The organism is Citrobacter sp. RHBSTW-00599, assembly GCF_013784065.1.
Classification (GTDB): domain Bacteria; phylum Pseudomonadota; class Gammaproteobacteria; order Enterobacterales; family Enterobacteriaceae; genus Citrobacter; species Citrobacter braakii.
In genome coordinates this window covers 335735-347495 of sequence record NZ_CP056717.1, presented here as the reverse complement: position 1 = coordinate 347495, position 11761 = coordinate 335735, and the positions used below count along the sequence as shown (strand labels likewise).

The window sequence follows — 11761 nt, the reverse complement described above, 5'->3', positions numbered from 1 at the left end:
GCGCTTCGGCGCCTTTTTTATTATTCGTGAAGAGAAATTAAAGCCGTCCTTGTCCTTTCAGCCATTCGCGCACGAGGAACAGCGCACTCACATTACGCGCTTCATGAAAATCAGGATCTTCCAGCAGATCCATCAAATGCGCCAGCGGCCAGCGCACCTGCGGTAATGGTTCAGGCTCATCACCTTCCAGCGATTCAGGATATAAGTCCTCCGCCACCACGATGTTCATTTTGCTGGAGAAATAGGACGGCGCCATGCTGAGTTTCTTTAAAAACGTCAGATCTTTTGCGCCAAATCCCACCTCTTCTTTCAGCTCCCGATTCGCCGCTTCGTACACGCTTTCGCCAGGATCGATTAACCCCTTGGAAAAACCCAGTTCGTAAGATTCGGTCCCGACCGCGTATTCGCGGATGAGGATCAGGTGGTCGTCCACAATCGGCACAATCATTACCGCTTCACGCGTGGACGGGCGCATACGTTCATAAACGCGGCGTACGCCATTGCTGAACTCAAGGTCCACGCTTTCGACTTTAAACAGCCGGGATTGGGCGACGGTTTCCACTTTCAAAATCGTGGGTTTCTGTAATGATTTGCTCATTGTGAGGATCTTTGCTGTGAAATCTGGGGTTATTGTGCGATATACCGCACGGTTTCGGCAATGTGAATTGCCGTTTATTTACATTTATGTAACGTACTAAAAGTTAATCCCTATTTCAAATTAAAAGTCAATAGGTTGAAATAACTCCAGGAATTTGCTGATATTCCATTTTTAGTGATTTTGCTATGATTCGCATTTACTGGGCTGTACTTAAAGATGCTCAAGTTCGACTCCACACTTGCCGATAGCCAACCACAGAATCACGAATATTGAACAGGGTGCGACTGACCACGCCTGACAGACTAAGTAAGATGGGGAAAGCATGAGCACCATTCTGATTTTTTTAGCTGCTTTGCTGGCCTGCTCATTGCTTGCAGGATGGCTACTCAGAACGAAATCCAGACGGAAAAATTTACCCTTGAGCAACGTCTTCTCAGACGCCTCGAAGCGTAAACTCACGCCTGAAGAGCGCAGTGCAGTCGAAAACTATCTCGAAAGCCTTAGTCAAATTCAGCAGGTACCTGGTCCAACGGGCGCCAGCTCCGCGCCGGTGTCATTAACGCTGAATGCCCAAAGTAATAGCGTCATCGTACTTACGCACGCGATTACACGTTACGGCATTACTACCGACGATCCTAACAAATGGCGTTACTATCTTGATTCCGTTGAGGTACATCTTCCCCCTTTCTGGGAACAATACATCAATGACGAAAACAGCGTTGAGCTAATCCACACCAATACGATACCGCTGGTTATCTCCCTGAACGGCCATACGCTGCAGGAATATATGCAGGAAGCGCGTGGCTATGCGTTACAGCACACCGCCTCTACCCAGGCGTCTATTCGCGGTGAAGAAAGCGAGCAGATTGAACTGCTGAATATTCGCCAGGAAACCCATGAAGAATATGCGCTTAGCCGCCCATCGGGATTGCGCGAGGCGTTACTGATTGCCGCATCGTTCCTGCTGTTCTTTTTCTGTTTGATAATCCCGGATACGTTTGTTCCGTGGACAGTTGGTGGCGCGGTGCTGCTACTGGGGGCGGGTCTGTGGGGGCTGTTCGCCCCACCGTCTAAAACCGCCCTGCGGGAAATTCATTGTCTGCGCGGTACGCCGCGTCGCTGGGGGCTGTTTGGCGAAAACGACCAGGAGCAAATTAATAATATCTCACTAGGTATTATCGATCTGATTTATCCACCGCACTGGCAGCCTTACATCGCACAAGATCTTGGCCAGCAAACGGATATTGATATTTATCTCGATCGCCACGTTGTTCGCCAGGGACGTTTTTTATCGCTGCATGACGAAGTCAAAAACTTCCCGTTACAGCACTGGCTGCGCAACGCCGTCATCGCGGGCGGCTCGTTGCTGGTGCTGCTGATGCTGCTGTTTTGGATCCCGCTGGATATGCCGATAAAGCTTACGCTTTCCTGGATGAAGGGCGCACAAACTATCGAAGCCACCAGCGTTAAACAGCTTGAAAACGCGGGCGTTCGCGTGGGTGACACGCTGCATCTGAGCGGTACGGGTATGTGTAACATTCATACCCAAGGGAGCTGGAATGCGCAGCCTTCCGCGCCGTTTATGCCTTTCGATTGCACGCAAATTATCTGGAATGACGCGCGCGCATTACCGCTGCCTGAGTCCGATCTGGTGAATAAAGCCACCGCGCTCACGCAGGCGGTAAACCGCCAACTGCACCCCAAAGCGGATGATGACTCTCGCGTCAGCGCATCGTTACGCTCGGCAATTCAAAAGTCCGGAATGGTGTTACTGGACGATTTTGGCGAGATCGTCCTGAAAACGGCCGATCTGTGCGCGGCCAAAGATGAATGTGTACGTTTAAAAAATGCACTGGTTAACCTTGGTAACAGTAAAGACTGGACGGCGCTGGTGAAACGGGCGAACGCAGGCAAACTGGATGGCGTGAACGTGCTGCTGCGTCCGGTAAGCGCGGAGTCGTTGGATAATCTGGTGAATACCTCTACGGCGCCGTTTATTTCACGCGAGACTGCGCGAGCGGCCCAGACGCTGAATAGCCCAGCCCCTGGCGGTTTCCTGATTATCAGCGACGAAGGCAGCGATCTGGTCGATCAGCCGTGGCCGACAACCTCGCTATATGACTATCCCCCACAGGAACAGTGGAACGCCTTCCAGCGTCTGGCGCAGATGCTGATGCAGACGCCGTTTCGCGCGGAGGGGATCGTCACCAATATTTCGACCGACGCCAATGGCACCCAGCACATTGGCCTGCACCGTATCCCGGATCGTTCAGGATTATGGCGCTACCTTGGCACGACGCTGCTGATGTTCTCCATGCTCGGATGCGCTGTCTACAACAGTATACAGGCTTTCAGACGCTACCAGCGTCACCGCTCCCGCATCACGGAAATTCAGAGCTACTACGAAAGTTGCCTGAATCCAACGCTGATTGACAACCCGGAAAGCCTGATTCGATAACACGCTCGCGCGACAGGATATGCTACCCTGTCGCGCATCATGTTTTCTTCTGGGGAGTTTCCATGCAGATCAATATTGCCTGGCACGATGTCGATACCGTGTTGTTAGATATGGACGGCACGCTGCTCGACCTGGCATTCGATAACTATTTCTGGCAAAAACTGGTGCCGGAAACCTATGGCGCGAAACAGGGTATCTCTCCCCAGGAAGCCCAGGACTATATTCGTCAGCAGTATCATGCCGTGCAGCATACGCTAAACTGGTACTGCCTGGATTACTGGAGCGAATGCCTGGATCTTGATATTTGCGCCATGACAACGGAACAGGGACCGCGCGCCGTTTTGCGTGAAGATACTGTACCGTTTCTTGATGCCTTAAAAGCCAGCGGCAAGCGCCGTATTTTGCTCACCAACGCGCATCCCCATAACCTGGCGGTGAAGCTGGAGCATACCGGTCTGGCCTCACACCTTGATTTATTACTTTCCACCCACACATTTGGTTATCCCAAAGAGGATCAGCGGTTATGGCACGCTGTGGCTGAAGAAACGGGAATGAGTGCAGAGAAGACGCTGTTTATTGACGACAGCGAACCCATTCTCGACGCCGCTGCTCTGTACGGTATTCGTTACTGCCTCGGCGTGACCAATCCCGACTCAGGCATCGCGGAAAAACAGTACGCACGCCATCCGTCACTGAATGACTACCGCCGACTGATCCCCTCACTGATGTGAAGGAGACGCCATGAAAGAAAAGCCCTCTACTGAAGTCAGGCTGGATAAATGGCTGTGGGCTGCACGCTTTTACAAAACGCGTGCGCTAGCCCGCGAAATGGTTGAAGGCGGTAAGGTGCATTACAACGGCCAGCGCAGCAAACCGAGCAAGATTGTCGAGCTGAACGCCACCCTCACCCTGCGCCAGGGAAATGACGAGCGAACGGTCATTATCAAGGCTATTACCGAGCAGCGTCGCCCGGCCACGGAAGCCGTTACGCTGTATGAAGAAACTGCGGAAAGCGTAGAAAAACGCGAAAAAGTGGCTCTGGCGCGTAAACTTAACGCGTTAACCATGCCGCACCCGGACAGGCGACCGGACAAGAAAGAGCGCCGCGACCTGTTACGATTTAAACATGGCGACAGCGAGTGACTGTCACCTGCAAGAGAGATGATTATGCCGCAACATGACCAATTACATCGTTATCTGTTTGAAAACTTTGCCGTGCGCGGCGAGCTGGTGACCGTTTCGGAAACCCTGCAACAGATCCTCGAAAATCATACTTACCCGCAGCCGGTCAAGAACGTGCTGGCTGAACTGCTGGTCGCCACCAGCCTGCTCACCGCCACGCTGAAGTTTGCCGGTGATATCACCGTACAGCTGCAGGGCGATGGTCCGCTGAGCCTGGCCGTCATTAACGGCAACAACAATCAGCAGATGCGCGGCGTGGCCCGTATGCAGGGCGATATCCCTGAAGGCGCTGATCTCAAAACGCTGGTAGGCAACGGCTACCTGGTGATCACCATTACCCCAGAAGAAGGCGAGCGCTATCAGGGCGTGGTTGGTCTGGAAGGCGACACGCTGGCCGCCTGTCTGGAAGATTACTTCATGCGTTCTGAACAGTTGCCGACACGTCTGTTTATCCGTACTGGCGACATCGATGGCAAACCCGCTGCTGGCGGGATGCTTCTGCAGGTAATGCCGGCGCAAAACGCGCAGGCAGATGATTTCGATCACCTGACAGCCCTGACCGAAACCATCAAAACCGAAGAGCTGTTAACGCTCCCGGCCAACGAAGTGCTGTGGCGCTTGTACCACGAAGAAGAGGTTACTCTCTACGATCCGCAGGACGTTGAGTTCAAATGCACCTGTTCACGCGAACGCTGCGCTGGCGCACTGAAAACGCTGCCGGACGAAGAAGTGGACAGCATTCTGGCGGAAGAAGGCGAGATCGATATGCACTGCGATTACTGCGGGAGCCACTATCTGTTTAATGCCATGGACATTGCTGAGATCCGTAGCAACGCTTCCCCGGCGGACCCGCAGGTACATTAATCACCACTGCCTATCCGGCCCACAATCGTCGACCGGATAGGCGTTCGCACCGCCATCCATCAAAACGCTATCTGCAACACGCTCACTCGTTGTAATAATTCATCGGCAATCGGGTGCCATCAATGGTGATATCACGCCAAACTCTGGGGGCTGAATTCAGTTGATGATTCGCCACCGCCTGCAGCAGTTTATCCTTATTGAATCCTGCAGGTAGCTGACCTGATGCGATGAGTTCCCATTTATCCTCTTTCCTGGCAAAGACCAGACTCTCACCATCGCCAAAAGCATACAGCACCTGCTCAGGCTTACCATCAGCATTGAGGTCCTGATCGACCAGGACGCATGCATCCTGCTCAACGCAGGATGTAATGCGGTAGCTCTGCCCTTTGACAAACGCCCAGAAGGTCTCATCGGGTTGCCTGCTACCCGGAGCTATCATCACTTTCGGCGCTAGTTGAGTGATAGTCAGGTTCTGCATGGGATCGCGACGTCCTTGCAGCAGAGAATTTAAGTCGCGCCGACGCTTACTGTCTTGGTTAAACGCCGCATCTTTTTGTAATGCCTCCAACGCCGCACGTCCCGGTTTTCCGCTATTACCCAACATATACAGGCTGACCTGATCCGGCTTAATTTTGCCGCTATGATACAGCCCCATATGGCTGTTGACGCTGATGCACCAGGCATCAATAACCGGCGACGACAGCAAAATCAACAGCCCCAACGCCAGCAACGACACGCAAAGAATCACCTTCCCCTGAAGCTCAAGCGAATTGCGCCCACGGCGTAAAATACTCGCCAGATAGCCAAACGACCAGAGCAGCAGCACGCAGACCACCAGCACGCCATATAAGCGCTCGGGCGTCCAACCGTACTGTTGAATTCGCACCCACAGTGACCAACCGGCAATCAGCATATAGATGGGCGCGACAACCAGGGCGCATTTGATCAGGTAGCGTAACGCGGCTGGATAGGGAAGCGCCTCTTTCTGCGGCTCGCGAACGATAGCCATCAACAGCAGCAGGAGCAGCGCCAGCGTTGACATCAACCCGGCCGCAGACACCCGCTGCGAGATAGCCTCCAGGCCGGTGAAGGGCAAGGTCAGTACAAACATCAGCGCCAGCAGCGCGACCAGGGGTAACAGACCGGTGGCGATCAAAGTCAGTAACTTTTGGACCGCCGCAACCAGACGCGACTGCGTGCGGGTCAGTACCACCGCCAGTGCGGTAACCAGGCCAAAGGCCACGTAGCCAAACCAGTCGGTATCAAAGAAAAGTGTGTCGAAGAAAGTAATACCAACGAGCTTAAACATCTCGCTCCATAGCAGGAGCACCATCCAGAACAGACCGTTGGCGACAAAGACAATCAGTAACGTCAGCGCATTAAGCCACAAACTAGCATAAAACTGCGCATAGCGGGCCTGCTGGCGGGATGCGTGGAGCGAGTACTGAATCCATGGCAATGCCAGCATCGCCATCAGCAGTAAGCGCCAGCCGTACAACATAAAAATATCATTTTGCCGCCACTTATCGCTGCCCTCGACTTGCCACTTTAGCCAGACGCTCATCGCCAGCACGACAACAAAGATCAGCGCCATCCAGTACCACAGCGCACGTTGTTTGAAAGAGACAACGGTGAGTAAAAGCGCCGAAGAGAGAGCAATTGTCGCGGGCATGCCATAGAACAGCCAGCCGTCATTATGCGGCACCAGATATGTCATCAGCAGGTAGCACAATATCCCCTGTAACAGGCCGATAGATATCATGCCCCAGCGAGTAGTACGTGAAAGTTCAACACTATCCATGTCGTCACCCAGAATGAAGAGAAAAGGTAATTATTGCATCAACTTCACAATTTTGAGCATTGATAGGCCGATCCCGGACCACTGCGACGGGAAGTGAATCGATATTGTTTATGTATGAGTTACGTTATTTTCTTACGTGAATGCGATTACACTCACAAGTTTCCCGCCAAAAACACTCCCTATTAACGTTTTAAGAACATTTTCCACAACAAAAAAGGGTTTCCTGCCATAATATCCGCCTCTTTGTGACAGGAGTCGCAGCGCATTCGGTTATCCGTGATTTTCCCGGATGCGTAAATCTATGAGCCTTGTCGCGGTTAGCAATCCCTAAAAAACCTTACTATTCCAGGTAATACATATTGGCTAAGGAGCAGTGAAATGCGTGTGAACAACAGTTTAACCCCGCAAGATCTCAAGGCTTATGGTATCAATGACGTTCAGGATATCGTTTACAATCCAGACTACGACACGCTTTTCCAGGAGGAACTTGATCCAAACCTGGAAGGTTATGAGCGTGGCGTGTTAACAAACCTGGGCGCCGTTGCCGTTGATACCGGTATCTTTACCGGACGTTCGCCAAAGGATAAGTATATTGTCCGTGACGACACCACGCGCGACACGCTCTGGTGGTCCGACAAAGGTAAAGGTAAGAACGACAACAAACCGCTCTCCCCGGAAACCTGGCAGCATCTGAAAGGATTAGTCACCCAGCAGCTTTCCGGCAAGCGTCTGTTTATCATTGATGCATTCTGCGGCGCTAACGCCGATACCCGCCTTTCCGTACGCTTCATTACCGAAGTAGCCTGGCAGGCGCATTTTGTTAAAAACATGTTCATCCGCCCAAGCGACGAAGAGCTGGTTGATTTCAAACCTGATTTCATCGTGATGAACGGCGCTAAATGCACTAACCCGCAGTGGAAAGAGCAGGGTCTGAACTCCGAAAACTTCGTGGCTTTCAATCTGACTGAGCGTATCCAGTTGATTGGTGGCACCTGGTACGGCGGCGAAATGAAGAAAGGTATGTTCTCCGTAATGAACTACCTGCTGCCGCTGAAAGGCATTGCCTCCATGCACTGCTCGGCAAACGTCGGGGAAAAAGGTGATGTGGCAGTCTTCTTTGGCCTGTCCGGCACAGGAAAAACAACGCTGTCCACCGATCCGAAACGCCGCCTGATTGGCGATGACGAACACGGCTGGGATGACGACGGCGTGTTTAACTTTGAAGGCGGTTGCTACGCGAAGACCATCAAACTGTCTAAAGATGCCGAGCCGGAAATCTACAACGCAATCCGTCGTGACGCGCTGCTGGAAAACGTCACCGTGCGCGCAGATGGTTCCATCGACTTCGACGACGGTTCCAAAACCGAAAACACCCGCGTGTCCTACCCGATTTATCACATCGATAACATCGTTAAGCCGGTGTCAAAAGCGGGTCACGCCACCAAAGTGATCTTCCTGACCGCCGACGCGTTTGGCGTGCTGCCGCCGGTCTCTCGTCTGACGGCAGACCAAACCCAGTACCACTTCCTGTCTGGCTTCACCGCCAAACTGGCCGGTACCGAACGTGGCGTCACCGAACCAACCCCAACCTTCTCAGCCTGCTTTGGCGCAGCATTCCTGTCACTGCACCCAACGCAGTACGCAGAAGTACTGGTGAAACGTATGCAGGCGGCAGGTGCGCAGGCATATCTGGTTAACACCGGCTGGAACGGTACCGGCAAGCGTATCTCTATCAAAGATACCCGCGCGATTATCGACGCTATCCTGAACGGTTCGCTGGATGACGCAGAAACGTTCCGTCTGCCGATGTTTGACCTGGCTATCCCAACCGAGCTGCCGGGCGTGGATACTCGCATTCTCGATCCGCGTAATACCTATGCTTCTCCGGAGCAGTGGCAGGAAAAAGCCAACGCGCTGGCAAAACTGTTTATCGAGAACTTCGAGAAATACACCGATACCCCTGCGGGTGAAGCGCTGGTTAGCGCCGGACCGAAGCTGTAACAAAGAGTGCCGGATGGCGGTTTCGCCTTATCCGGCCTACAGCAACAAAAAGGGAGGCATTTCGCCTCCCTTTCTTATGCGTCTTTCGTGATGCCCTGCGCGCGAGTGAAGGGAACCGGAAGCCAGGCGCGGATCGACAACCCTCCTCGTTCACTGGTGCCAATTTCCAGCATACCGTTATGGTTATCGATAATACGCTGCACAATCGCCAGACCCAGGCCCGTGCCGCTGGTACTACGCGCGCTGTCGCCGCGGACAAACGGCTGGAACAGGTGTTTACGCTGCTCCGGCTTGATGCCCGGACCATCATCTTCTACCTGGAACCAGGCGCGATGCGTCTCCGTACCGCTGCTGACCTTAATCCAGCCGTTGCCGTAACGGGCGGCGTTAACCACCATATTGGCAACCGCACGCTTGATCGACAGCGGGTGCATTTTCACCTGAATGCTGCCCGGCAGCAGCGCAGTTTCGATTTCACGTTCATAGCCGCTTTCCGCTGCGACCACTTCGCCTAACACCGAGTTCAGATCCGCCATCTCCATCGGCATCTCCTGACCGGTACGCAGATAATCGATAAACTGCTCGATAATGGCATTACACTCTTCGATGTCCTTATTGATGGATTCCGCGAGATAACCATCCTCTTCGCCCATCATTTCGGTCGCCAGACGAATACGCGTCAGCGGAGTACGTAAATCGTGGCTCACGCCCGCCATTAACAGCGTACGGTCATCGGCCAGCTGCTTCACCCCCGCGGCCATATGGTTAAAGGCACGGGTAACAGAGCGCACCTCTGAAGCGCCATACTCACGCAACGGCGGCGGAATGATACCTTTCCCCACCTGCAGCGCTGCATGTTCAAGATCCACCAGCGGTCGGTTCTGGATACGGATAAACAGCCACGCGCCACCGATAGCCAACAGCATAATCGCCAGCGTGTAGCGGAACAGCGGTGAGAAATCGCCCTGATGGATCTCCGTCAGCGGCACGCGTACCCAGATATTGGGCGACAGCCAGGTTTTCAGCCATACGACCGGCGAGCTTTTGTTCACCTCAACGCGGACTTCCGTCGGACCGCCCAGTTGCTGCGCCATCTGATGGCTTAAGAATTCATAGTGTTGCGCCCAACGCAGTCCAGCTTCTTCAGCGGCCTCGTTGGAATAGAGGGAAATACCCAGCTCACGATAAATTTCCCGGCGGAATGCGGGCGGCACCACCAGTTGCGTACCGTCCTCCAGCTGCAGTTTATCGGTCATCAGCATACGAACTTCGTAGGCCAGGACCTTATTAAACTGCTGGAGGCTCGGCAGTATCGCGAAGTTCAGCACTACCAGGTAAGTCGTCACCAGGCTGGCAAACAGCAAGGTGACGATGAGCAATAACGTGCGGGCAAACGAACTTCGTGGCGAGAAGCGCATTCGCCTCATGCTTTAGAACCGTCCGGAACAAAGACGTAGCCGAGACCCCACACGGTCTGAATGTAGCGCGGATGCGCCGGGTCCTCTTCCACCATACGACGCAGGCGAGAAATCTGGACGTCGATAGAACGCTCCATCGCCGAATATTCACGACCACGGGCCAGGTTCATCAGCTTGTCGCGGGACAGCGGCTCGCGCGGGTGGCTTACCAGCGCTTTCAGTACTGCAAATTCCCCGCTGGTGAGCGGCATTGGCTCATCTTCACGGAACATTTCACGCGTACCGAGGTTCAGTTTAAACTTACCAAAAGCAATGACCGCTTCTTCCTGAGAAGGCGCGCCCGGCAGTTCGTTCGCCTGACGACGCAGTACAGCGCGAATACGCGCCAGCAGTTCTCGCGGGTTAAACGGTTTCGGAATGTAATCGTCAGCGCCGATTTCCAGCCCAACGATACGATCGACTTCTTCACCCTTCGCCGTGACCATAATGATCGGCATCGGGTTGCTTTGACTGCGCAGGCGACGGCAAATAGACAGGCCATCTTCTCCCGGCAGCATTAAATCCAGCACCATCAGGTGAAAGGACTCACGGGTCAGCAGACGATCCATCTGCTCAGCGTTAGCGACGCTTCGAACCTGGAAGCCCTGCTCGGTCAGATAACGCTCCAGAAGCGCACGCAAGCGCATGTCGTCATCGACCACCAGAATCTTATAGTTCTCTTGCATTGTTATTACTCCCAAAGGTTCGCAACAATTAAGTGTATATTCTTAAGAAAGCTAACGTGAGTCACCAGCGAATTCTGGTATGAATTCCAGGCTAAATTGTTACAAAGCATATTAAACAGCAGCTTAAGTATACAATGTTTCTCGCAATACATTATTTATTCTGTTGATATGCTCGCGTAATACTAATTGTGCGCATCATCACAGAGTCGAAGGTAAAACAATAAGATGAAAACGCCCCTGATAACCCGCGAAGGGTATGAAAAACTCAAACAAGAGCTGAATTACCTCTGGCGTGAAGAGCGCCCGGAAGTCACTAAAAAGGTTACCTGGGCCGCAAGTCTGGGTGACCGCAGCGAAAATGCCGACTACCAGTATAATAAAAAGCGTCTGCGTGAGATCGACCGCCGTGTCCGTTATTTGACCAAGTGCATGGAGAATTTGAAAATCGTCGATTACTCCCCGCAGCAAGAGGGCAAAGTCTTCTTTGGCGCGTGGGTCGAGATTGAAAATGACGATGGCGACATCCGTAAATTCCGTATTGTCGGCTACGATGAGATCTTCGGTCGTAAAGATTACATTTCTATCGACTCACCGATGGCGCGGGCGCTGCTGAAAAAAGAGGTCGGCGATCTCGCGATAGTCAACACCCCTGGTGGTGAAGCCAGCTGGTACGTGAACGAAATTGAATATGTTAAGTGAGACCGGAACAATCCG

At 53.1% G+C, this 11761-nt stretch carries 10 protein-coding genes; 6 read left to right on the top strand and 4 right to left on the bottom strand.

The genetic code is table 11. The features are described from left to right. Positions 1-37 precede the first annotated feature (37 nt). On the bottom strand, positions 38-598 hold the full coding sequence (gene nudE / locus HV243_RS01570) for an ADP compounds hydrolase NudE (protein WP_016154795.1): 561 nt from the start codon (positions 596-598) through the stop codon (positions 38-40). Between the two features lie 322 nt (positions 599-920). Here nudE and igaA point away from each other — a divergent pair, with 322 nt between their 5' ends. The 4 genes from igaA (at position 921) to hslO (ending at position 5102) form a co-directional block, all read left to right on the top strand. Then, the gene (igaA, locus tag HV243_RS01565; RefSeq protein ID WP_049040650.1) at positions 921-3056 is read left to right on the top strand and encodes an intracellular growth attenuator protein IgaA; all 2136 of its coding nucleotides are present in this window, start codon (positions 921-923) and stop codon (positions 3054-3056) included. 62 nt (positions 3057-3118) lie between these two features. Next, entirely contained in the window at positions 3119-3787 is a 669-nt protein-coding gene (gene yrfG, locus HV243_RS01560) for a GMP/IMP nucleotidase (protein WP_019078147.1), read from the top strand. Between the two features lie 10 nt (positions 3788-3797). Next, positions 3798-4199 (top strand): ribosome-associated heat shock protein Hsp15, encoded by a 402-nt coding sequence (gene hslR / locus HV243_RS01555; protein ID WP_019078146.1) that lies wholly within the window; start codon positions 3798-3800, stop codon positions 4197-4199. A gap of 24 nt (positions 4200-4223) precedes the next feature. Next, complete coding sequence (hslO, locus tag HV243_RS01550) at positions 4224-5102, top strand: Hsp33 family molecular chaperone HslO (protein ID WP_053388958.1); 879 nt, start codon at positions 4224-4226, stop codon at positions 5100-5102. A gap of 82 nt (positions 5103-5184) precedes the next feature. On the opposite strand, the gene HV243_RS01545 is transcribed toward hslO, so the two are convergent. After that, positions 5185-6903, bottom strand: a complete 1719-nt coding sequence (locus HV243_RS01545) for a DUF4153 domain-containing protein (protein WP_053388952.1) — start codon at positions 6901-6903, stop codon at positions 5185-5187. A gap of 378 nt (positions 6904-7281) precedes the next feature. Here HV243_RS01545 and pckA point away from each other — a divergent pair, with 378 nt between their 5' ends. After that, on the top strand, positions 7282-8904 hold the full coding sequence (pckA, locus tag HV243_RS01540; protein WP_016154801.1) for a phosphoenolpyruvate carboxykinase (ATP): 1623 nt from the start codon (positions 7282-7284) through the stop codon (positions 8902-8904). A 74-nt stretch (positions 8905-8978) separates the two neighbouring features. On the opposite strand, the gene envZ is transcribed toward pckA, so the two are convergent. Together envZ and ompR are read right to left on the bottom strand one after the other, a co-directional pair. Further along, positions 8979-10331 (bottom strand): two-component system sensor histidine kinase EnvZ, encoded by a 1353-nt coding sequence (gene envZ, locus HV243_RS01535; protein ID WP_029139732.1) that lies wholly within the window; start codon positions 10329-10331, stop codon positions 8979-8981. After that, on the bottom strand, positions 10328-11047 hold the full coding sequence (ompR, locus tag HV243_RS01530; protein WP_001157751.1) for a two-component system response regulator OmpR: 720 nt from the start codon (positions 11045-11047) through the stop codon (positions 10328-10330). The genes envZ and ompR overlap by 4 nt, the downstream gene beginning before the upstream one ends. Before the next feature lie 225 nt (positions 11048-11272). On the opposite strand from ompR, the gene greB reads away from it, so the two are divergent. Next, positions 11273-11746 carry a transcription elongation factor GreB gene (gene greB, locus HV243_RS01525; protein WP_016154802.1) on the top strand — a complete coding sequence of 158 codons (474 nt, stop codon included), beginning with the start codon at positions 11273-11275 and terminating at the stop codon, positions 11744-11746. Positions 11747-11761 lie beyond the last annotated feature (15 nt).

Bases quoted from the DNA above. Each gene is read 5' to 3' on its own strand.
- nudE (WP_016154795.1), bottom strand. From the start codon at position 598: ATGAGCAAATCATTACAGAAACCCACGATTTTGAAAGTGGAAACCGTC.
- HV243_RS01545 (WP_053388952.1), bottom strand. From the start codon at position 6,903: ATGGATAGTGTTGAACTTTCACGTACTACTCGCTGGGGCATGATATCT.
- hslR (WP_019078146.1), top strand. From the start codon at position 3,798: ATGAAAGAAAAGCCCTCTACTGAAGTCAGGCTGGATAAATGGCTGTGG.
- envZ (WP_029139732.1), bottom strand. From the start codon at position 10,331: ATGAGGCGAATGCGCTTCTCGCCACGAAGTTCGTTTGCCCGCACGTTA.
- yrfG (WP_019078147.1), top strand. From the start codon at position 3,119: ATGCAGATCAATATTGCCTGGCACGATGTCGATACCGTGTTGTTAGAT.
- greB (WP_016154802.1), top strand. From the start codon at position 11,273: ATGAAAACGCCCCTGATAACCCGCGAAGGGTATGAAAAACTCAAACAA.
- hslO (WP_053388958.1), top strand. From the start codon at position 4,224: ATGCCGCAACATGACCAATTACATCGTTATCTGTTTGAAAACTTTGCC.
- ompR (WP_001157751.1), bottom strand. From the start codon at position 11,047: ATGCAAGAGAACTATAAGATTCTGGTGGTCGATGACGACATGCGCTTG.
- igaA (WP_049040650.1), top strand. From the start codon at position 921: ATGAGCACCATTCTGATTTTTTTAGCTGCTTTGCTGGCCTGCTCATTG.
- pckA (WP_016154801.1), top strand. From the start codon at position 7,282: ATGCGTGTGAACAACAGTTTAACCCCGCAAGATCTCAAGGCTTATGGT.